This window comes from endosymbiont of Riftia pachyptila (vent Ph05) (assembly GCF_000224455.1).
Lineage (GTDB): Bacteria > Pseudomonadota > Gammaproteobacteria > Chromatiales > Chromatiaceae > Endoriftia > Endoriftia persephonae.
Genome location: NZ_AFOC01000033.1, coordinates 16139 through 34500, shown reverse-complemented (window position 1 = coordinate 34500; position 18362 = coordinate 16139). Strand labels below are relative to the sequence as shown.

The 18362-nt window shown below is 54.0% G+C and carries 26 protein-coding genes and 1 pseudogene; 7 read left to right on the top strand and 20 right to left on the bottom strand.

Translation table 11 applies throughout. From position 1 onward, the window contains the following. From RIFP1SYM_RS17975 to RIFP1SYM_RS06940, 8 genes are all read right to left on the bottom strand, one after another. Positions 1–321: hypothetical protein (locus RIFP1SYM_RS17975; RefSeq protein WP_240992044.1), on the bottom strand; the 321-nt coding region annotated here is incomplete at its 3' end. Positions 322–653: 332 nt separating this feature from the next. Further along, positions 654–2204, bottom strand: a complete 1551-nt coding sequence (locus RIFP1SYM_RS06965; RefSeq protein ID WP_005961038.1) for an MBOAT family O-acyltransferase — start codon at positions 2202–2204, stop codon at positions 654–656. A 207-nt stretch (positions 2205–2411) separates the two neighbouring features. Continuing rightward, the gene (locus RIFP1SYM_RS17970; RefSeq protein WP_005961037.1) at positions 2412–2576 is read right to left on the bottom strand and encodes a hypothetical protein; all 165 of its coding nucleotides are present in this window, start codon (positions 2574–2576) and stop codon (positions 2412–2414) included. Between the two features lie 291 nt (positions 2577–2867). Next, entirely contained in the window at positions 2868–4235 is a 1368-nt protein-coding gene (locus RIFP1SYM_RS06960; protein WP_005961036.1) for a sigma-54-dependent transcriptional regulator, read from the bottom strand. After that, positions 4232–5392 (bottom strand): sensor histidine kinase, encoded by a 1161-nt coding sequence (locus tag RIFP1SYM_RS06955; protein WP_005961035.1) that lies wholly within the window; start codon positions 5390–5392, stop codon positions 4232–4234. The genes RIFP1SYM_RS06960 and RIFP1SYM_RS06955 overlap by 4 nt, the downstream gene beginning before the upstream one ends. Beyond that, a complete protein-coding gene (locus RIFP1SYM_RS06950) occupies positions 5386–5637 on the bottom strand; it encodes a hypothetical protein (protein WP_139042084.1) in 252 nt (83 codons plus the stop codon). The genes RIFP1SYM_RS06955 and RIFP1SYM_RS06950 overlap by 7 nt, the downstream gene beginning before the upstream one ends. A gap of 24 nt (positions 5638–5661) precedes the next feature. Continuing rightward, positions 5662–5898, bottom strand: coding sequence for a type II toxin-antitoxin system RelE/ParE family toxin (locus RIFP1SYM_RS06945; protein ID WP_005961034.1), 237 nt, complete (start codon positions 5896–5898; stop codon positions 5662–5664). Next, positions 5898–6125: a TA system antitoxin ParD family protein gene (locus tag RIFP1SYM_RS06940; protein ID WP_039959911.1), complete on the bottom strand. Its 228-nt coding sequence runs from the start codon at positions 6123–6125 to the stop codon at positions 5898–5900. Before RIFP1SYM_RS06940 ends, RIFP1SYM_RS06945 begins: the two co-directional genes overlap by 1 nt. Before the next feature lie 280 nt (positions 6126–6405). Here RIFP1SYM_RS06940 and RIFP1SYM_RS06935 point away from each other — a divergent pair, with 280 nt between their 5' ends. The 4 genes and pseudogenes from RIFP1SYM_RS06935 to RIFP1SYM_RS17960 all read left to right on the top strand — a co-directional run bounded on the left by RIFP1SYM_RS06935 (position 6406) and on the right by RIFP1SYM_RS17960 (position 8010). After that, positions 6406–6987 (top strand): cytochrome b/b6 domain-containing protein, encoded by a 582-nt coding sequence (locus RIFP1SYM_RS06935; protein WP_006474195.1) that lies wholly within the window; start codon positions 6406–6408, stop codon positions 6985–6987. Between the two features lie 24 nt (positions 6988–7011). Beyond that, positions 7012–7413: a DUF1924 domain-containing protein gene (locus tag RIFP1SYM_RS06930; RefSeq protein ID WP_005961032.1), complete on the top strand. Its 402-nt coding sequence runs from the start codon at positions 7012–7014 to the stop codon at positions 7411–7413. A gap of 26 nt (positions 7414–7439) precedes the next feature. Further along, positions 7440–7802 (top strand): annotated as a pseudogene (locus tag RIFP1SYM_RS17965) (cytochrome C); the annotation flags it as partial. A 55-nt stretch (positions 7803–7857) separates the two neighbouring features. After that, positions 7858–8010 carry a diheme cytochrome c gene (locus RIFP1SYM_RS17960; RefSeq protein WP_240992045.1) on the top strand — a complete coding sequence of 51 codons (153 nt, stop codon included), beginning with the start codon at positions 7858–7860 and terminating at the stop codon, positions 8008–8010. Positions 8011–8326: 316 nt separating this feature from the next. On the opposite strand, the gene RIFP1SYM_RS06920 is transcribed toward RIFP1SYM_RS17960, so the two are convergent. Continuing rightward, positions 8327–9757 carry a sensor histidine kinase gene (locus tag RIFP1SYM_RS06920; RefSeq protein WP_139042083.1) on the bottom strand — a complete coding sequence of 477 codons (1431 nt, stop codon included), beginning with the start codon at positions 9755–9757 and terminating at the stop codon, positions 8327–8329. Between the two features lie 74 nt (positions 9758–9831). On the opposite strand from RIFP1SYM_RS06920, the gene RIFP1SYM_RS17955 reads away from it, so the two are divergent. Both RIFP1SYM_RS17955 and RIFP1SYM_RS06915 read left to right on the top strand, forming a co-directional pair. Continuing rightward, a complete protein-coding gene (locus RIFP1SYM_RS17955; RefSeq protein WP_240992043.1) occupies positions 9832–10209 on the top strand; it encodes a response regulator in 378 nt (125 codons plus the stop codon). Further along, entirely contained in the window at positions 10167–11174 is a 1008-nt protein-coding gene (locus RIFP1SYM_RS06915; RefSeq protein ID WP_005961029.1) for a sigma-54 interaction domain-containing protein, read from the top strand. The genes RIFP1SYM_RS17955 and RIFP1SYM_RS06915 overlap by 43 nt, the downstream gene beginning before the upstream one ends. 107 nt (positions 11175–11281) lie before the next feature. Here the strand turns inward: RIFP1SYM_RS06915 and RIFP1SYM_RS06910 are convergent, their stop codons facing one another. The 11 genes from RIFP1SYM_RS06910 to RIFP1SYM_RS06860 all read right to left on the bottom strand — a co-directional run bounded on the left by RIFP1SYM_RS06910 (position 11282) and on the right by RIFP1SYM_RS06860 (position 17781). Further along, the gene (locus RIFP1SYM_RS06910) at positions 11282–12235 is read right to left on the bottom strand and encodes a permease (RefSeq protein WP_039959910.1); all 954 of its coding nucleotides are present in this window, start codon (positions 12233–12235) and stop codon (positions 11282–11284) included. Then, positions 12228–13454, bottom strand: coding sequence for an organoarsenical effux MFS transporter ArsJ (gene arsJ, locus RIFP1SYM_RS06905; protein ID WP_420855215.1), 1227 nt, complete (start codon positions 13452–13454; stop codon positions 12228–12230). Before arsJ ends, RIFP1SYM_RS06910 begins: the two co-directional genes overlap by 8 nt. A gap of 4 nt (positions 13455–13458) precedes the next feature. After that, positions 13459–13782: a cytochrome c gene (locus tag RIFP1SYM_RS06900; RefSeq protein ID WP_039959909.1), complete on the bottom strand. Its 324-nt coding sequence runs from the start codon at positions 13780–13782 to the stop codon at positions 13459–13461. A 2-nt stretch (positions 13783–13784) separates the two neighbouring features. Continuing rightward, positions 13785–14795, bottom strand: coding sequence for an ArsJ-associated glyceraldehyde-3-phosphate dehydrogenase (locus tag RIFP1SYM_RS06895; protein WP_005961026.1), 1011 nt, complete (start codon positions 14793–14795; stop codon positions 13785–13787). A gap of 21 nt (positions 14796–14816) precedes the next feature. Continuing rightward, positions 14817–15053 (bottom strand): thioredoxin family protein, encoded by a 237-nt coding sequence (locus RIFP1SYM_RS06890; RefSeq protein WP_006474208.1) that lies wholly within the window; start codon positions 15051–15053, stop codon positions 14817–14819. A gap of 75 nt (positions 15054–15128) precedes the next feature. Further along, positions 15129–15476 (bottom strand): ArsR/SmtB family transcription factor, encoded by a 348-nt coding sequence (locus tag RIFP1SYM_RS06885; RefSeq protein WP_005961023.1) that lies wholly within the window; start codon positions 15474–15476, stop codon positions 15129–15131. A gap of 176 nt (positions 15477–15652) precedes the next feature. Further along, positions 15653–16075 (bottom strand): heavy metal-responsive transcriptional regulator, encoded by a 423-nt coding sequence (locus RIFP1SYM_RS06880; RefSeq protein WP_005961022.1) that lies wholly within the window; start codon positions 16073–16075, stop codon positions 15653–15655. 12 nt (positions 16076–16087) lie between these two features. After that, positions 16088–16363 carry a thioredoxin family protein gene (locus tag RIFP1SYM_RS06875; RefSeq protein WP_039959908.1) on the bottom strand — a complete coding sequence of 92 codons (276 nt, stop codon included), beginning with the start codon at positions 16361–16363 and terminating at the stop codon, positions 16088–16090. Then, a complete protein-coding gene (locus RIFP1SYM_RS06870; protein ID WP_005961021.1) occupies positions 16363–17082 on the bottom strand; it encodes a hypothetical protein in 720 nt (239 codons plus the stop codon). Before RIFP1SYM_RS06870 ends, RIFP1SYM_RS06875 begins: the two co-directional genes overlap by 1 nt. After that, the gene (locus RIFP1SYM_RS06865; protein WP_240992042.1) at positions 17079–17315 is read right to left on the bottom strand and encodes a heavy-metal-associated domain-containing protein; all 237 of its coding nucleotides are present in this window, start codon (positions 17313–17315) and stop codon (positions 17079–17081) included. The genes RIFP1SYM_RS06870 and RIFP1SYM_RS06865 overlap by 4 nt, the downstream gene beginning before the upstream one ends. After that, entirely contained in the window at positions 17308–17781 is a 474-nt protein-coding gene (locus tag RIFP1SYM_RS06860) for a hypothetical protein (RefSeq protein ID WP_240992041.1), read from the bottom strand. Before RIFP1SYM_RS06860 ends, RIFP1SYM_RS06865 begins: the two co-directional genes overlap by 8 nt. A 192-nt stretch (positions 17782–17973) precedes the next feature. On the opposite strand from RIFP1SYM_RS06860, the gene RIFP1SYM_RS06855 reads away from it, so the two are divergent. Next, positions 17974–18348 (top strand): mercuric transporter MerT family protein, encoded by a 375-nt coding sequence (locus tag RIFP1SYM_RS06855; protein ID WP_005961019.1) that lies wholly within the window; start codon positions 17974–17976, stop codon positions 18346–18348. Positions 18349–18362: the final 14 nt, after the last annotated feature.

Here is an 18362-nt window from a genome sequence, read left to right as displayed (position 1 = left end):
ACTTGTAATTACCCTCGAAAAAACGTTATTTTTTTGGGCGTTGTATTTGTGGTTATTTATGTCTGGGACATAAGGCTGGGTGCCTGGCAGAATGTCTATAGAAAAATCTTTTTTATAATATCTCGGTAGAGGCGACTGTCCAGCAAGCGTACGGAGTGAAAGTTTCAAGACATCGATTGATAGGTAACTCTGCACAATGGATGGAGGGGGTTTTTTCTGGGCGATATAGTCTGGAATCGTCCCTTTGATGTCATTAGTAAAGAAATTGAATCCATCTACTCCGATAATAACCAGTTTTGGTTGGTACCCTCTGTCTTTCAAATAAGTAGCGAAAGAATTAAATTCACCAACAGCCCCCCAGAAAAAGAAAAGTTAAAGCATGTGTGGCCTTTAATCCTGCTTTCATCGAGTAATGTTGTTCTGGAACTACCAAAGATATAGCAATCATAATCATGTGGATTTTTTAAAAAACGATTCATTTTGGAAAGGCGCTCATTAAATACGTAATTCTGATGTGTGACTACGTTTCCTTTGAGATACCAGAGTGGGTCCAGTGTGCAGTTTATAATAAAAACGCAATATAAGATTAGCCCTATTATTGTTGACAGAAATAACATGTATTGTTTAGAAGCCAGGGTTAACATGTTTAATCCTCAAAACTGAAAATATAGGAACTCGGAAACCTGAGAAAGACTTAGTAGAGAAGAAGCGCCCAAAATGGCAATCCATACAGACCATGCCACACTTGGCCTCCAATAAAATTTTCGATTCAATGATTGCAATAAAACAGGCTTGTCTGTGCGCCAGGAATATCCGTATGCTGGCCGATATTTTGCGAATAATTGCTGCGTGTTGGGTATAAACCAGACAATTGCCGTAAGGGCAAAGAACATCAATATTACCTTGATATCGCTCGCTGAAATCGATGGCCCATTAAATTGAAACCCCATAAAAACCAGGAGGTCTCCAATAAATCCAAGATTCTCACTTGGCGTGTGAGGAAGATTGGTGAACCCTTTTAGGATTTGCATTGCGCCATCAAACGATTCTGCGCGAAAAAATATCCAAGCAAACATCACAAGAAATAGCGTGACAATACGCGAGATAGCAACAGACCACCACTTATTGATACGTCGCTTCCAAATTTTCTGCCATCCATGATTGACGATCAAGTAGAAGCCATGCAATGCCCCCCAAAAAACGAACGTCCAACCGGCGCCGTGCCAAAGCCCCCCAAGAAGCATGGTGGCCATTAAATTTATATGCCGTCTAGAACGCCCCTTTCTATTCCCTCCCAAAGGGATATAAATATAATCTCTCAGAAATCTGGATAGAGTAATATGCCATCTACGCCAAAAATCAATGATATTTTCTGCTTTGTAGGGGGAATTGAAGTTCAAAGGGAGGCGAATACCAAACAGTCTTGCAATTCCAACTGCCATGTCAGAATAGCCTGAAAAATCAAAATATAGTTGGAATGTGTAGGCAATAACTCCTTCCGCAACCTCAAAAAAATGCAGTACCTCGCCATTCTCGGCAGCACTAAAAACCGGAGAAGCTAGAACGGACAAATTGTCGGCAATAACTACTTTTTTGAATAGCCCGACTAAAAAAATCGATATTCCTATTGTAATGTTGAAATGGTTGAGCTTGTAGGTCTTGCCCTCCTTAAACTGAGGAAGCATCTCTTTGTGGTGGACAATGGGACCTGCTATTAGTTGTGGGAAAAATGTGACAAATAAGCAGTAGTCAAGAAAATTGTATTCCTTGACTTCACCTTTCCATGCGTCTACCAAGTAAGCTATTTGCTGAAATGTAAAGAAAGATATTGCAAGAGGCAAAACTATGCTTTCTATCTGGATGTCAGATAAACCTGTCCTGTTTATCGTATCTATGAAAAAGTTGACGTATTTATAATAGCCCAACAGCAAAATGTTGGCGACCACCCCAATGGCCAAAACAATATTTTTTAACTGACCTTTGGTTGCGGAGGCAGATAACAAAACTCCTAGTGAATAATTTACAAGAATAGACCCAACAATTACCCACAAATAGGCTGGATTCCAGTACCCATAAAAAAACAAAGATGCTAACACTAACCATGAAGTTGCGATTCTAAAGTGGCCACGATTGCCAATAAGATAAAAAACAATCGCTGCGATTGGCAAGAAGGCGAAAATAAAAAATGGCGAATTAAATAACATCTGATTTTAACAACTACAGTCACTTAGCGATGATGGATGATATTGCGGCCAGGCCTATGATTTATGGTTTTTCCTATGTGTAACTATCCACCGCCTCCTTGAACGCTTTACTCAGTGATACTGCCTTGTGCACCAGGTTGTAATGACAGGCAATACAGGTTTTCTTTTCCTCATGGTTGCCTTATGGTCACGTTCCCCTCATTTTTGTCAGGGTTTTACTGCCTCCCAGACCTGCCAGGCGCGGCAGTTCTTACTGTCGTTGATAAGCATCCGCAGGCATACCTTCTCGGCCATGGCGGAGAGGCACCCCACCATGGCCTCCGGTTTGTTCCTGTCGTGGGAGTATTCTCCGATCAGATCCTTCGTCCCCATGATGTGATTCAGGAAAAATTCCTATTCCTATCCTTCAAGCGCTGCCGCCACACTACTTCCGCAGGCGGTAATAACCAGGATCTGTGTCATGCGTTTCATGACATCTCCTCTGTCGCTTGTTTTTCTAAAACAGAATCAAGCAATATTTATACCAACCCGTCATTGGGAAATAATATCGTAAGATCAATAGGATGCGAGCTATACACGGGGCGGCGGCGCATGGGCCTGTAACTGAAAGATGACAAGTGTGGGGCTACGTCACATAAAACTGTCACTGAACGATGACAGATGTCACGATTTCCCGACAAACCCCCAGCGTTTCATTCGCACGTAGAGATTCTGGCGGGAAAGCCCACTTTGCCGAGCGGCTTCGGAGACGTTATCACCTGTTGCCTCCAATAGGCGGGTAAGGTAATCACGTTCGAAATTTCCACGAGCCTCTTGGTAGGGAAGGAGCGTGCCGATTTCCTGCACCATTGGCTCCGAAGTTTGCGCGATGAGATCCAAGTCATCCGCGGTAACGGGTCCGTCGCTCTTGAGGGCCACAGCCCGTTCAATGGCATGCTGGAGTTGGCGTACGTTGCCTGGCCAGGGACAGGTTTCTAGGGCACGAATGGCCCCTGGCGTCAGAGGCCCTGCTGTCTTGTCGAATTTGGCATTGAAATGGGCCAGAAAGTGGGTGCTGAGCGCCAGGACATCCTCCCGTCGCTCGCGCAGGGGCGGCAAGGGGAGCGCCACCACGTTGATGCGGTAGAAAAGATCCTCCCGGAACCGGCCCTCTTTTACCTCGTCCTCAAGCCGTTTGTTGGTGGCACAGATCAGGCGGAAGTCGCTGGAGCGCACCTGGGTGCTCCCCAGACGGGTAAAGGTTCGCTCCTGCAGAACCCGCAACATACTGGTTTGCAGTTTCTGGCTCATGTCCGCAATCTCATCCAGAAACAGCGTGCCACCATCTGCCTCCTCTAGGTAGCCTACTGTGGTTCGGACTGCTCCGGTAAATGCCCCTTTTTCAAAACCAAAGAGGGTGCTTTCAAGAAGCTGCTCTGACTGAGCACCACAGTTGATTGCCATGAAGCGCCCTTCAGTGCGCGAACTTGCGTTATGAATCAGTTGGGCAACCAACTCCTTGCCTGTTCCGCTCTCGCCTTCGAGAAGGACAGTGGTATCCAGCGGAGCTACCTGTTCCATCTGTTGCAACAATCTTTCGATAGCCGGGGAACTGCCAATCAGAATAGGCCCTCGCTGCCGAGCTCCTAGTGATTCGCGCAAATCCCTGATCTCTCGATAGGCACGATCCAACTCCAGCCCCTTCTCTATAACCGCTTCCAGCTCCTCCAGATTCTCGAAGGGTTTGGTCAGGTAATCGAACACCCCCTCCCTGACAGCCCGGACCGCGTCCCGGACGTCGGCGTAACCGGTGATGAGGATGGCGACCTGTTGGGGGCGCTGATGCCGCATCTCCCGCAGCAGATCCAGTCCATTCGCATCGGGAAGGCGCTGGTCCATCAGGATGAGGTGGTAATCTCGTGCGCGGAACTTGCTCTTTGCTTCCGCACCATTGAGTGCGAAATCCACTTTCGTCTGGCTGTTGCGGAACAGGCCCTCCAGTAAGGTCCGCGTATAGGAATCGTCATCGACAATGAGGATTTTAGGCGTCACTGCGCATTTGGCTCCGTGTCGGGCAGCCAGATGGTGAAACGAGCCCCGCCTTCGGGCCGGTTTTCAGCAATTATCTGACCGGCATGCTGAACCATGATATGTTGCACTACCGATAGCCCGAGACCAATGCCCTCCGATCGGGTGGTAAAAAACGGAACAAAGAGCTTACCCAGCGCCTCCTTTGATAATCCCGAGCCTTGGTCCTCAACCACCAAACTCCAGCCGGGGCCGTCTCCACGCTCATTCTTCCCCTGCATCAGCCTTACCGCGATGACACCATTCCATTCGCTCGCTTGTGCCGCATTGTTCAGGAGGTTGAACAGGGCGTGGCGAATCAGGGTCGGGTCTACGGAAAGTATGATGGGATCCTGAGGTAGCTGGATCATCGTCTCCGGATGGTATTTGGTACTCTGCTGAAACAAAGATAACGTCTCCCGCACCAGCTCGCACATATCCGTCGGTACCCGCTCAAAGTGGGATATCTTTGTAAACTCCAGCATGCGTTGCACGAAAGTCCGGCAGTCGCTGCCCGCCTGATGGATCTGCCCCAGGATCTCGCATGTGCGTTCTGGATCTTTAGCCTCGCGCTGCGCAAGTTGTGCCAGGTTCATCACGCCCACCAGGGGATTGTTGATCTGGTGTGCGATCTCACCGATCATCTGCCCCATGGCGGAGAGCTTTTCCATTTGCACGATCCGTTCGTGCTCGGTGCTCAACTTCGACAACTGACTTTCCGCCTGGCATTGGCGCCAGTAGACAGCACGGAACAAACCGAACAACGCAGCATACAAGAGTAGGCCGCCCAGTCCCGCAACCAGCCATTGCAGCGCCATCCCCCGTCGAATCTGCTCGTTCAGCGTGGCCGCCGAACGATAGAGTCCCAACACGCCCTGGTAGGATGGCTTCCCGGGTGCTGTCGGCCGGATGCTGAAGGGTACGTAGAACTCCACCACAGGGTTCGCAACCGCATTGCTGCCGGCATCTGAATATTCCTCCTGAGAATAGAACACCACATCTGTGCCACCCATGATGGCCGCGTGAAATTGAAGGTTATTGTCGACCTTCGTACCAATGAAGGAGGGTTCGTCTGACCAGGCGATCTCACCTTGCCGGTTATACACTTTGATGCGGATGACTTCCGAGAGGTTGGTTAACATGAGAAACCGGCGAGTAAGTCGCCCCTCCTTGTAAGCATCGTGGTGTCTCCTGGATCCTCGCTGACATGCTCCTGCGAAGCAATGGCCTGTACAAAATCCCGGATGATGAGTGCTTCCCGATCGAGAATGGCCTGGCGGAAGAAACTGGAAAGCACAAAGCCAGTACCCAAAACCATCAGCGTGATAAGCACCAGGCTCATCACAGTGAAGGTCCTAAGCGGCGAACTGTTTAACAGGCGATGCATGATAGCCACATCCACATTTGGATTTTATCGTTTGAGGTCACGGTAGAAGTTTTCGTGTGCACCGAGGCCAAGCAGGGTCAAGGTGAGTTGGTCGGCCATTTTGAACCTGTAAACCTGAACGCCAGTCAGATCACCGACCTTCATTTCGCAGGCAGCAGGGTTGGCCATAATTTCGCGAACCGCTTTACCTAGATCCCGTTTTTGGTTTTTATGGGTTTTTTTTACCACCGTCTTGATGCGGGTAGTTTGCAATACTCGCATCAGACGATTTCCCCAAACTGATATTCGGATCGTTCTCCTTCAGTCGCCTCTTCCCGGGCAATCAAGATCTCGCGGATAAAGGCACAAGGAAGGTCCGGATTCTCTTCGGCTATTTTGCTGATACGGGACCAGTATTCGAACTGCTTAGGCATCGAACGGCAGTAAACCGCGCCATAGCGGCGTGCCTCGGAAACGCGGTTGTCAAAAAATTTAACGCTGGTAGCCATGATTCACCTCAGAGTTGGCTATATTTTGGCGCAAACAGCAACCTTTTACCTCCTTTGGTCGATATATAGCGTAACTCTACTAGGGTTCCTCAGCGCTGCCTTAGGCAATGAACAGGCATTGCTGAGCTTTATACGACGTATCTCATTCCCACCCAGAGCGTGGAACCCGATTAAAAAGAAAGCACCCCGGCCTAAAAGGCTCGCACTAACAATACTCCGTAGTTTTCAGCTTAGTTTCAGGTTGTGTGGCTACGCTCTCCAACATAAATGGAGAGGCGCTATGACCACAGAACATTCAGAGAAACAGATCAAGGTTTGGGATCCACTGGTGCGGCTGTTCCACTGGTCCCTGGCAGTCTCCTTTTTGTTGGCCTATCTCAGCGAAGACGATTTCACCTCTTTGCACATCATCGCAGGCTACTCGGTCGGTGGGTTGGTCGTTTTTCGTCTGCTCTGGGGGTTCATCGGGCCACGCCACGCCAGGTTCAGCGACTTTGCCTATCCACCAACTAGGGTGATCTCCTATCTCAAGCGGGTGATCCATTTTAGAGCTGAGCGGTATCTGGGACACAACCCAGCGGGCGGCGCAATGGTGATGGCCTTACTACTCTCCCTGTTCATAACGGTGTTGACCGGACTGGCAACCTATGGCGCCGAACAGTCCGCCGGCCCCCTTGCTCCCTTGATGATCTCCATGCCCTTTTTTGTTGGAAAGGCGGCTGAAGAGGTGCATGAATTTTTTGCCAACTTCACCCTGCTGCTTGTTGCACTGCACATAGTCGGCGTTTTGCTGGCGAGTGTTCAGCATAACGAGAATCTGGTACGGGCGATGTTTTCCGGGCGCAAACGGTTGATCGATTAACAAAGTATTGAGGATCCTCTAGCAATGAAAAGAGATATTTTGATTATCGCACTGCTACTGAACACTGGTACTGCCTTAGCTTCCACCACCGTCGAGAAGCTGCTGCAGGACTACCGCAGTCTGGGCGCGGGGCCATTCAACAAACAGGCGGGGGAACAGCAGTGGCAGAGTGTTCACGTACCCAAGGAAGGAGAGGCAGGTCGAAGCTGCAGCGATTGCCATGGAGACAACCTGAAACAACCAGGAAAACACCTGCGCACCGGCAAGCGGATCGAGCCGATGGCGCCGGCGGTAAACCCACTACGGCTTACCGACCGAAAACAGATCGAAAAGTGGTTCAAACGCAACTGCAGATGGACCTTTGGCCGTGACTGCACTCCTCAGGAGAAGGGCGACCTGATGTTGTTTATTCAAGGCCAAAACTGAGGCCATTAGTTTGGAGATGATGAAATATGAAACCTAAACACAAAATGATTGCAGCAATCTTAACGGTGGCATTGCTGGCAACGGCCGGTTTGGCGCAGAGCGACGATGATGACGGTACACCCTGGTTCCAATCCTGGTTTGACAAGGCGAAGCCTGGTATCGATCCGGTTGGATCCCAACGCTATGTGGAAGAGTGTGGTAGTTGCCATTTCCCCTATCAGCCAGGCCTACTGCCCGCCCCCTCATGGGAGAAGATCATGGGGAGTCTGGATGACCATTTCGGCGAAAATGCCGAGCTGGACGAAGGTGACCGAAAGACGATTCAGAATTATCTGCTCAACAATGCAGCCGGGCGGGTAAACTACGGATTGTCCAATAAATTGATGGCCGCTCAGAGAGAACGTCCACTACCATTGAGGATTACGGAAATGCGTTATTTTGCTTATGAAGCACAGCGAGATTCCGAAGGAGCTGGTGCAGGAGAATCCAAAGGTAAGGTCATTCAGCAATTGCGACAGTTGCCATCAACGGGCGAAGCGGGGACTGTATGATGAGCATGACGTACGTATCCCAGGTTTCGGACGCTGGGATGACTGAAATCATGGCGACCTGAGAAGGACATAGCGTTTATGTGTAGTCATCCAGACTGGATCTGACACTGCACTTCAAAAGAATAAGTGAGGGTTACCGGTTTTGATGTTGATCAAGCACCTCCATCAAAACCGGTAACCCTCATACTTTATGCTAACGAGAAATCATTAAACTCTAAAGTTGGGCTGCTTAATCTGGCCGATGAACTTGGGAGTGTCTCCACCTTCAAGCCACCAATACTCAACCTGCATCTCCAGCTGTCACGAAAACCGTCTGCTCCTCGCCCTGTCGAAGGTTCCGAAACTCGAACAAGCCGTTTGACCTAGTCAGTGGCGGCTGGCCCGCTCAGATAAAGGTGGTTGGATTTTCTAACCTTTATCGGCAGCATAATCCGGGCCAGCGTGTCAGAACCGGAACCGGTAGTCAGACTCACCGTGCCTCCGTGTTCCACCACCACCCGGCGAACGAATCCGAGCCCCAGCCCGGTGCCCGTCGGTTTGGTAGTAAAGAACAGGTCGAACACACGTTCGCGGATATCATCCCTGATCGGCTCACCGCCGTTACGGATGTCCAATACCAGCGAATCATCTTCCCGGTACAGTTTGATCCCGATCTCTCCGCCCGGCTCGCTGGCCTCCGCCGCATTCTTCAGCAGGTTCAACACGACCTGCTGCATTTTTTGCCCATCCATCTGCAACACAGGAGAGTCAGGAGAGCTTGATCTGCTCAGAATAAGGCCCTGCTCGGCCAATAGGGGTTCCAGCACCTCGCATGCCCGGTCCACAATCGTATCCATCGACTCTGGTTGACCCACGAACTCCACGGGCCGCACGTAATCTAGGGTCTCCGCAAGCAGGGCGTCGAGCCGATCCACCTCACGCAGAGCAATATCCAGACGCCTGCGGCTGCGCCCGGACAATTCCTCCCTGATCATACCGGACAAACCGAGTTTGAGTGCCGCCAGGGGGTTGCGCATTTCATGGGTCAGCATGGCGGCAGTCTGCCCGATGGTGGCCAGGCTGGCCTGCTGGACCATTTCCGCCTGCGTCTCCTCGAGCTCCCGGGTACGCGCCCGCACCTCCCCTTCCAGATGGCTTTCATAGGCCCGCCCAAGGCGCCTCATGGCCAGGAATCCAAACAATACTATGCCTACCTCAGTGGCCAACAGCGTTGCGTCAACATGCCAGTGCAAGCGATCAAGGTTGGCTATCAACGGTTTCAGATCATACTCCACGCCCAGCAAAAATGGCGTACCCTTCACCTGCCACTGCCGTATCAGTAGCGGACGGCCATCGGTAGTTTCTGCGCGATATTCCGCTTCTCCATCCTCGGGCAGCAAGGCATCAGGGCCATCGATCCGCCGGTAATGCCGGGCAAGACTTCCGCCCTGCCCTTCTGTCGTTTGGTTGGTATGGGCCACCAGTGCATGTTGCTGGGTATCGTAAACGAAAGCAGTCACGCCAAGCCGGCGGGCCTGTTCAATCGCGGGCCGAAACTGCACCAGCGCCTCCGCAGGTGCTGCCCCCGCTACCAAAGGAGTGCGCAGCAGATCCAGCAGCCCTTTGCCCACTTCTCTGCTGTGCTCACTGGCGTGCTCAATGAACTGCTCTTCGATGAAGACCACGATATGACGGTTGCCCAACAGGCCCACCACTACAACTACCGTCGCCAAGGCGAGAAAGCCGAGCCAGGAAACCGTCGCGGACCGCCAGCGCATGCCCGGTCGGCATTTTTCTTCCTTTGCATCTGCCATCTTTTCTTCCTGTCGAACCTTTAGACTCTTGCGACAGTCCAACTGGACGGATGTTTCAATCACAAAGAGGGACCATGGCCGATATTCTCATCATTGAAGACGATCCCGGTTTTGGTGAGCTACTACTCATGCACCTGGAAGACCTTGGACACACGGTGCGGCTGGCGGGATCTCTCGCCGAAGGCAGACGTCAGTACCATCAGGCCACCCCGGAGGCCATACTGCTCGACCAGCAACTGCCAGACGGACTCGGCACACAACTACTCATGGAGATCGGCGATCAGGCAGACAGTCCACCGGTCATCATGATAAGCGGCGTCAGCGACAATCGTCTGGTGATCGAGGCCATTCACAGGGCGCCTACGACTTCATTCGAAAACCCCTGGATGAACTGGCGCTCGACACCACCTTGGGCAATGCCCTGCGTCAGTACCGTCTTTCCCGCCAGGTAGCCGCCAGCTCGGAGCAACCACCGGAATCCGGCCCCGACACCATCGTCGGCACCAGCCCAGCTATCGTCGAGGTATTGAAGACCATCGGCCGGGTGGCCGATTCTGGCGCCTGCGTCCTGATCACTGGTGAAAGTGGCACCGGCAAGGAGGTGATTGCCCGCGCCCTGCACCGGCACTCAGGGCGGAGTGGCCCATTTTTGGCCATCAACTGCTCGGCCATCGTCGAGACCCTGCTGGAGAGCGAACTGTTCGGTCACGAAAAGGGGGCCTTCACCGGGGCCGACGCCCGCAAGGCCGGCAAATTCGAGATCACTTCCGACGGCACTCTGTTCCTTGACGAGATCGGCGAGCTACAACCGACATTACAGGCCAAACTGCTTCGCGTCTTGCAGGAAGGCAGCTACACACGAGTCGGTGGCAGCCAGGAACTGCACAGCAACGCCCGTATCATCGCGGCCACCCATCGTGACCTGCAAGCCATGGTCCGGGAAGGTTCGTTCCGGGAGGACCTGTACTACCGCCTCAACGTCATCCGCATGCACCTGCCGCCCCTACGCGAACGCCCCCAGGACCTCGCCGCTCTGGTGGAACATCTGCTGGGACGGATCGAAAAGCGCCTGCACCGTACTGCCGTACGCCTCAGCGAAACTGCCTGGCGGTTGATTCGTGAGTATCCTTGGCCGGGCAACGTGCGCGAGCTGGAGAACATCCTCACCCGTGCTGCAGTCCTTGCACCCGGCGACACTCTTACCCCGGACCTGCTGGGGCTGTCGACCCCATCAGCGGCAGCATCGGACGACCCATCCCAACCAGAATTAGAGCTGATTACCCTGGAAACGCTGGAGGCCAGGCATGTTGGCGCCATTCTGGAACACACCCACTGGCACAAGGGCAAAACCTGCGAAATCTTGGGTATCTCTCGGCCCGCGCTGGACCGTAAGATCGCAAAGTACGGAATCGCCTGAAAAGCGTACTCTCATCCGAAATCCTGGGGAAATTTACAGGCTATCAGCGTACCTTCCGGTTCTATGATATTTCACTCTTGAACCCATCTTCTTCTGGTTCATTATCATCAGCCCAGGGTATTGAAGCCCCAACCAACCAGGGTGAACGCCACGCCAAGCACCCCGACAAACAGCGCCAGTGCCTGCCACTTGATGACCTTGCGTAGGATCAGCATCTCGGGCAACGATAGCGCCGCCACACTCATCATCAGGGCAAGAGTTGTGCCCACGGCAACCCCTTTTGTGAGCATCGCCTCGGCCACCGGGATCACCCCGGTGGCATTCGAATAGAGGGGGATGCCCAACACCACAGCTGCGGGTACCGAGTACCAGGCATCACCTCCCAGATATTCACTAACCCATTGTTCCGGTACAAACCCGTGGAACAGGGCGCCCACGCCGATGCCCAGTACCACCCACTTCCAGATTCTACCGACGATCTCCTTCACCTCCGCCACAGCGTAGCGGTGTCGGCCTGCAAGGGATCTGTCCGGCTCGGGCAGATCAGCCTCTCCCATGTGGATCTTCCAGACGTAATCCTCGACCCAACGTTCCGGCCTGAATGCCTGCATCGCCAGACCACCGAACCAGGCAACCAGCAACCCCGCCGCCACATAGAGCGCCGCCAGCTTCCAGCCGAGGATGCCGACCAGGATTACTGCGGCCACTTCGTTGATCATCGGGCTGGCGATCAGAAAGGAGAAGGTGATACCTAAGGGTATTCCCGCCTCCACAAAACCGATGAACAGCGGCACCGAGGAGCAGGAACAGAATGGCGTCACCGCGCCGAGGGTGACCGCGAATCCCCGCGCCTGCCAATCGGGGCGACCACGCACGAATCCACGAACCCGTTCCGGCGACAGCAGTGCCCGCAACAGACCCATGACATAGATGATGATGAGCAGAAGCGTAAAGATCTTGGTCAGGTCCATGACGAAGAAGTGCAGCGCCGCGCCCGTGGCCAATTGCGAATCAAGCCCCATGACTTGATAAACGACCAGATTAGCCAGGGCTTCAAACATCGGCAACCGCCTTCTTTTCCTGGGTCACTTCAGGCAGACCAAGCGATAGCAGCGCCGCAGCCAACACAAAGCCCGCCGACCACCAGAGGCACCCCTCCAGCCCCTGCGTCTGGTAGACCCAACCGGAGAGCAGGGTACAGACCAGCCTGCCACCGGCGTTGGCCATGTAGTAGAAACCGACGTTCATCGATACCTTGTCGAGATCGGAATAGGCGAGGATCAGGTAGGAGTGCACCGCTGAATTGATGGCAAAGACAATGCCGAACAGGATCAGGCCAAGGATCAGCACCGTTTGCGGATCCCACCCCTGACCCAGTGCCAAGGCGATGCCGGCGGGCAGGAATACAAGCAGAAAGGCCCAGTTACGCGCAGTACCACCACCCGGCCCCTGGCCATGGTGACTGCGTCGCAGCAGACGGGGCGCAGCGGCCTGCACGAAACCATAGCCGATCACCCACAGAGCCAGGAAAGCGCCCACCCATGCAAAATTCCAGCGCAGTACGTCATAGAGAAACACCGGCAGGCCCACCACGAACCAGACATCACGGGAACCAAACAGGAAGAAGCGGGCCGCCGACAGCCAGTTGATCGCCGGCACCTTAGAAAATACCTGGGTGAACTTTGGCTTGGATTTCATCTTGCCCACGCCAGAGGGCAACAACACGCCTGTGACCACCAACACCATCAGCAACATGCCAGCCAACACCGCCAGCGCGACCCGAAAGCCGATCCAGTCCAACAGGGCCGCACCGACGAAGAACCCCGCCCCCTTGAGGGCGTTCTTGGAGCCGGTCAGTACTGCGACATACTTAAACAGCTTTGACTCACCGCCACTGCCGCTTAAGGTTTTTACGCTGGCCTTGGCCGACATCTTGTTCAGATCTTTCGCGATGCCAGACAATGCTTGGGCAGCCATCACATAGGGCACCGAGAGCCAGGCATCCGGCACCGTGAGCGCAGCCAGCGCCACCACCTGCATCCCCATGCCGATGTGCATGGTCAGATTGAGACCGATGCGCGCTCCCAGCCAGCCGCCCACCAGATTAGTAACGATGCCAAAGAACTCATAGAAGAGGAACAGCGTGGCCACCTCGAAGGGCGAATAGCCCAGCAGGTGGAAATAGAGCACCACCAGCATACGGATGGCACCATCGGTGATGGTAAAGGCCCAGTAGCCGCCGGTAACGACAAGATAATTCCGAAGCGACTTTTCAATCATGGAATTATGCACTCGGAATCCTAGCATGACAGGCACCGCACCGTTTGGTCAGCGCAGCAAAACCTGCCATCACTTTTTGCGGATCAGTTTCTACCAGGGTCCGACTCAGTCGGCTTGCTTCATGGTGCATTGCCGTGCCCAGTTCACGCATCGCCGCCGGCATCAGCGGCGTCATGTGCGAGGCACCATAAGATTCCATGGAACTCATACCAATACGCTGCTCAATCCGCTCACTCGTCTGGTCCCACGCCTCGGTAGCAACCCGAGTTCGTGCATCGGTCAAGGCAACCATATGGTCACGCATGTTCATCTTTATGTGCGCACGCATCTTTACTCTCCTTTCGGAATAGACGCGGCCATCCGGGCGATATCCATCATACGGTTCACATAGCCCCACTCGTTGTCGTACCAGGCATAGACCTTTACCTGGGTGCCATCGACCACCAGAGTGGAGAGAGCATCGACGATGGAGGAGCGCGGGTCATTGACGTAGTCTACCGAGACCAGTGGGCGCTCTTCGTATCCCAGGATGCCTTTCAGCTCACCCTCGGCCGCTTCCCGAAAATAGCCGTTCACCTCCTCGGCAGTCACCGGACGCGCCGCTTCAAAGACGAAGTCGGTCAATGAGGCGTTGAGTAGGGGCACGCGCACCGCATGGCCGTTCAGTTTGCCGGTCAGTTCAGGGAATATCTTAGTGATCGCCTTGGCTGAACCTGTGCTGGTGGGGATCAGCGACTGACCGCAGGCTCGCGCCCGGCGCAGATCCTTGTGGCCCTTATCGACGATGGTCTGGGTATTGGTAATGTCATGGATGGTGGTCATGCAGCCATGCAGTATGCCGATCCGCTCGTGCATCACCTTGACCACCGGCGCCAAGCAATTGGTGGTGCAGGAGGCGGCGCTGAGCAGTTTGTGCTTGGCGGCGTTGTATCGATCGTGATTGATGCCGTAGACGATATTGAGCGCGCCCTCGGTGGGTGCAGCGACGATCACCTTCTTCACACCCTGGTCGAAATAGGCGTTCAGCGTATCCGGCTGCTTGTGGTGTTTGCCTGTCGCCTCGATGACGATGTCGCACTCCGACCAATCAGTTTCACCAATGGCGCTATTGGATGAGTAGGCCAGGGGCTTGTCATCAATTACCAAGTTGTCCTCTTCTGCACTCGTCTCGTGACCCCAGGTTCCATGCACGGAATCAAACTTGAGCAGGTGAGCCGAGCCATTCGCATCGGCAGCAATCTCGTTTATGCGTACTATCTCGAACTCCGGCATCTGCCAGCCTGCACGCAAACCAAGCCGCCCCATGCGACCGAAACCATTGATACCGATACGTATCGTCATTCGAATATTCTCCTGCTTGGCCTACTCACTCACCCACTGACGGACTTGGTTGGGGCTGGGCAAGCCACCAACATGCACCAGCTTGCCATCCACCACGACACCCGGGGTGGAGATCACGCCATAGCTCATGATCTGCACCAGATCGGTAACCTTTTCCAGCTCGACCTCAACGCCAGCCTGTTCAGCGGCGATCCTGATCAGCTTGGTGGTGGTCTCGCAGTTCCTGCAGCCAGAACCCAGTACCTTGATGCTCTTCATCAACACATCTCCAAAAATAACTTCATCATTCGTAGTCGCCGTTGGCGGGCCTCTCGCTACCGTTCATCGGCAGACTCAGGCGCTGCAGACGCCGCCAGGCCGATTGGGCATTTCAGCCAGGGCGAGCGCATCAGCGACAAAAGGCGGCTCATTCTTGATGCCTTCGGCGGTTGTACCGATCACCTCTGTCACCCACTCCGGCATCTCAGAATTGAGTCGGTAATAGGTCCACAGCCCCTCCTTGCGATCGCTGACCAGCCCTGCCTTGCGCAGGGCAGCGAGATGGTGCGACACCTTGGGTTGGGGAAGTGCGAGGGCATGAGTCAGCTCACAAACGCATAGCTCATCGTGACTGACCAGCAGGGAGAGGCAGCGAAGACGCGTGGGATCAGAAAGCGCCTTGAACAGCAGTGTGGGATTCATATCGAAGCAGCTCTATATCTATACAATTAGATATAGAGTATATTTATAGAGATCGATATGGCAACAGATTTATGGATGGAGGCTGCAGCTCCTCAGTCTGAAATATTTCGTTACAGCCGAAGGCTGTCGCGAGGGATGAAAGGAAGGATGGCTAAAATCCAGGGAAGATTGTCGGCCTAGCCCTCCAAGTCTTCAATAATCGGGCACCCTCCTTCGGCACCTCGGCATAGATTGACCAACAGCGTCAGTTCCCTGCGCAGGGTTTCAAGATCAGCCAGGTGGCGTTCCACCTCTTGCAACTTCTGCTGGGTCAACTCCCGCACCTCGTCACGGGCGTGTTGCGGGTCCTCCCGCATCTCTAACAGCCGGGCGACCTCATCCAGTGAGAAATTCATCGCCTTGGCCCGCAGGATGAAACGTAGACGCGACAGGTCACGCTCATCATAGAGCCGGGTACCGGACGCTGTCCGATGGATCGGCGGCAACAGCTCTATCTTTTCGTAGTAGCGCAAGGTATCGGCACTGAGGCCAGTAAGACGGGTGATGTCACCGATACGATATTGACTGCGACCAGATCCTGATGATGAGGCGTGATTCATAGCGCTCTCTCGTTACGATGAGCTGTGGTCGATGCGTTGCTGAAGCGTCTGTCGCAACCTTTTTTCAGAGGGTAGCGCGGTAAAGACCAGTTCACCATCGATGGCAATGGCCGGTGTCGCAAGCACACCAATCTGTACAGCGTAATCCAGCTCTTCAAGGACGTTGACCATGCGCAGATCGACCTCACCCTCCGTCCATCCATCAACGATCGCCTGCAGCCGCTGTTTAGCCCGCCCGCATTGACTGCAATCAGGAGCAGTGAAGAGCTCGATCTGAATGTACGCCATCAGAAATGAAACCGGCTGCTCAAAATATATCGGGTATCGTTTGGGCCGTTCAGATCCTTGACCAACGCCCCCTCCAGCACCCAGCGTTTGTGGATCGACTGCAATCCAACTGTGGCCTGGTGCACCATCTTCGCACCCTGTTCCCAGCGCCCGCCCAATTCCAGGTCGAGATCCCATTCACTACCGATGCCCCAATCGGCATGCTCCGCCGGGCTGAGACGATACTGCCAAGCAATATCGTAGCGTGCACGATCTTTGGCATCGCCCAATCCTTCGATCCATAGTGCATCCAGATCCCATTCGTGACGCTTTCGGTAGAAGCTCGTCACCGCTCCGAGCTGGAGACGTGCATCCCGTGCGCCATCGCTCGGCAGAATCACCCCACCCAGCAGGCCAAGCCGGCTGGTGCCTTGCATCGTGTCGTCCTGCCAGACGATGTGACGATAGAGGAGACTCAGATCACCCAGGCGATCACCTTCACCGGAGGAGAGACGATAGGGCAGCCCCAGAAACAGAGTCTGTTTCGCACTGATGCCGTATGCCAAGTTACTGGTCAGGCTGTTTGCATCGATATCACCATTGTGTTCATCCACAACACGCACAACCGTGCCACCCGCCTCTATCGGCAGCGCAACGAATGAGCGAATACCCATTGCGCTGGCATCGACCGTCAGAACAGTCAACACCAGCCCCGCCACAAAGGTCTTGTTAGTGATCATTTTGCAGACCTGTCTGGCTGAAGGATGGCTTCACCCGGGGTAAAGCCAGCATCAACGATGGCCTTGCGTATCGCCTCGAGATCAGCAGATTCTCCCGGCTTCATGACGATACGCGCCCGTTTGTTCTTCAGACTCACATCGGCGGATTCAACACCCAGGAGCTTGTTCAGCTGTTTCTCCGTGCCATAGACACAGAACGGACAGGTCATCCCTGTCACTTCAATCTCAACCACCTGCGGTTCGTCGGCCCAACTCAGTGGAACGATGAGCAACAGGCCAATCAGCAGTACGATCAACCGGTTCATAAGCAGTATCTCTTGTTGGTGATGGATAGGGTTCAAAGGTCAATCCATAGTCGCAGCGGCAACGCAAAATAGGCGGCAAAAAACCGATGCCCCAGATGGCCACTGAAACCCAGTAGATACGCCGGTTCCAGAGCTGGGTCTTATTGCAGAGTTCACCCAGTTGAGGATCGCTAGGACAACTGTGTCTGGAGCGATAAAGCAGCCATCCGGACAGACCCAGCATGAGACCAGAGAATGCAAACACCCATGCCTTGTGCTGGCTCAAGGTGATCAGAAGCGGCAAGCTGCTGGTCAGTGCAGCCACCGTTGCCCCAAGCCCCAGCATGACCAGGATGATCGGCAGGGCGCAGCAGACCAGCGTGCCGGTGGTTGCAAACAGGGTCAGCCAGCTCAATCTGCTCTGTCCGGATTCCAGGTGGTCGCTGTTCAAATCTCTTTACCCTTTGGCGCCCAATGTTCTCGTCACACGAGCAAGCCTAGAACCTGGAGTTAACTCCAGGTCAAGTTCTCATTTCGATCACCATCGACGCGATCGGCCAGTTGACTCCGTACTTAGGTACAGTGCTTATACTCTGTCCAGAGTTGAATGAGTGAGGAGAAAAACGGGGTGGAACAGGGCGCAAACAGGAACCGGACACTGATCGCAGCCGCGATGGCAGCAGTGGGCGCTTCAATCTGCTGTGTCGGACCCTTTGTGTTGCTGATGCTGGGCATAAGCGGCGCCTGGATCAGTAACCTCACCGCATTCGAGCCCTACCGGCCTATCTTTATCGGTATCACCCTGCTCTTTCTGGGGCTGGCATTCAGAAAGCTCTATCTCCTGCCTGCAACCTGCGAGGTAAGCAAGCCTTGCGCCAAGCCGGCCACGCGGAGAAATCAGCGCATCATCTTCTGGGGGGTGACGGCAATTCTGGCCGCTCTGATCACCTTCCCATGGTATGGCCCCATGCTGCTGAGCTGAAGAACCACTCTCAT

Excerpts from the sequence above, each read along its gene's own strand:
- RIFP1SYM_RS06965 (WP_005961038.1), bottom strand. The coding sequence starts at position 2,204 with ATGTTATTTAATTCGCCATTTTTTATTTTCGCCTTCTTGCCAATCGCA.
- RIFP1SYM_RS17970 (WP_005961037.1), bottom strand. The coding sequence starts at position 2,576 with ATGGGGACGAAGGATCTGATCGGAGAATACTCCCACGACAGGAACAAA.
- RIFP1SYM_RS06955 (WP_005961035.1), bottom strand. The coding sequence starts at position 5,392 with ATGTTAACCAACCTCTCGGAAGTCATCCGCATCAAAGTGTATAACCGG.
- RIFP1SYM_RS06950 (WP_139042084.1), bottom strand. The coding sequence starts at position 5,637 with ATGCATCGCCTGTTAAACAGTTCGCCGCTTAGGACCTTCACTGTGATG.
- RIFP1SYM_RS06945 (WP_005961034.1), bottom strand. The coding sequence starts at position 5,898 with ATGCGAGTATTGCAAACTACCCGCATCAAGACGGTGGTAAAAAAAACC.
- RIFP1SYM_RS06940 (WP_039959911.1), bottom strand. The coding sequence starts at position 6,125 with ATGGCTACCAGCGTTAAATTTTTTGACAACCGCGTTTCCGAGGCACGC.
- RIFP1SYM_RS06935 (WP_006474195.1), top strand. The coding sequence starts at position 6,406 with ATGACCACAGAACATTCAGAGAAACAGATCAAGGTTTGGGATCCACTG.
- RIFP1SYM_RS06930 (WP_005961032.1), top strand. The coding sequence starts at position 7,012 with ATGAAAAGAGATATTTTGATTATCGCACTGCTACTGAACACTGGTACT.
- RIFP1SYM_RS17960 (WP_240992045.1), top strand. The coding sequence starts at position 7,858 with ATGAAGCACAGCGAGATTCCGAAGGAGCTGGTGCAGGAGAATCCAAAG.
- RIFP1SYM_RS06920 (WP_139042083.1), bottom strand. The coding sequence starts at position 9,757 with ATGGCAGATGCAAAGGAAGAAAAATGCCGACCGGGCATGCGCTGGCGG.
- RIFP1SYM_RS17955 (WP_240992043.1), top strand. The coding sequence starts at position 9,832 with ATGGCCGATATTCTCATCATTGAAGACGATCCCGGTTTTGGTGAGCTA.
- RIFP1SYM_RS06910 (WP_039959910.1), bottom strand. The coding sequence starts at position 12,235 with ATGTTTGAAGCCCTGGCTAATCTGGTCGTTTATCAAGTCATGGGGCTT.
- arsJ (WP_420855215.1), bottom strand. The coding sequence starts at position 13,454 with ATGATTGAAAAGTCGCTTCGGAATTATCTTGTCGTTACCGGCGGCTAC.
- RIFP1SYM_RS06900 (WP_039959909.1), bottom strand. The coding sequence starts at position 13,782 with ATGCGTGCGCACATAAAGATGAACATGCGTGACCATATGGTTGCCTTG.
- RIFP1SYM_RS06895 (WP_005961026.1), bottom strand. The coding sequence starts at position 14,795 with ATGACGATACGTATCGGTATCAATGGTTTCGGTCGCATGGGGCGGCTT.
- RIFP1SYM_RS06890 (WP_006474208.1), bottom strand. The coding sequence starts at position 15,053 with ATGAAGAGCATCAAGGTACTGGGTTCTGGCTGCAGGAACTGCGAGACC.
- RIFP1SYM_RS06885 (WP_005961023.1), bottom strand. The coding sequence starts at position 15,476 with ATGAATCCCACACTGCTGTTCAAGGCGCTTTCTGATCCCACGCGTCTT.
- RIFP1SYM_RS06880 (WP_005961022.1), bottom strand. The coding sequence starts at position 16,075 with ATGAATCACGCCTCATCATCAGGATCTGGTCGCAGTCAATATCGTATC.
- RIFP1SYM_RS06875 (WP_039959908.1), bottom strand. The coding sequence starts at position 16,363 with ATGGCGTACATTCAGATCGAGCTCTTCACTGCTCCTGATTGCAGTCAA.
- RIFP1SYM_RS06870 (WP_005961021.1), bottom strand. The coding sequence starts at position 17,082 with ATGATCACTAACAAGACCTTTGTGGCGGGGCTGGTGTTGACTGTTCTG.
- RIFP1SYM_RS06855 (WP_005961019.1), top strand. The coding sequence starts at position 17,974 with ATGAGTGAGGAGAAAAACGGGGTGGAACAGGGCGCAAACAGGAACCGG.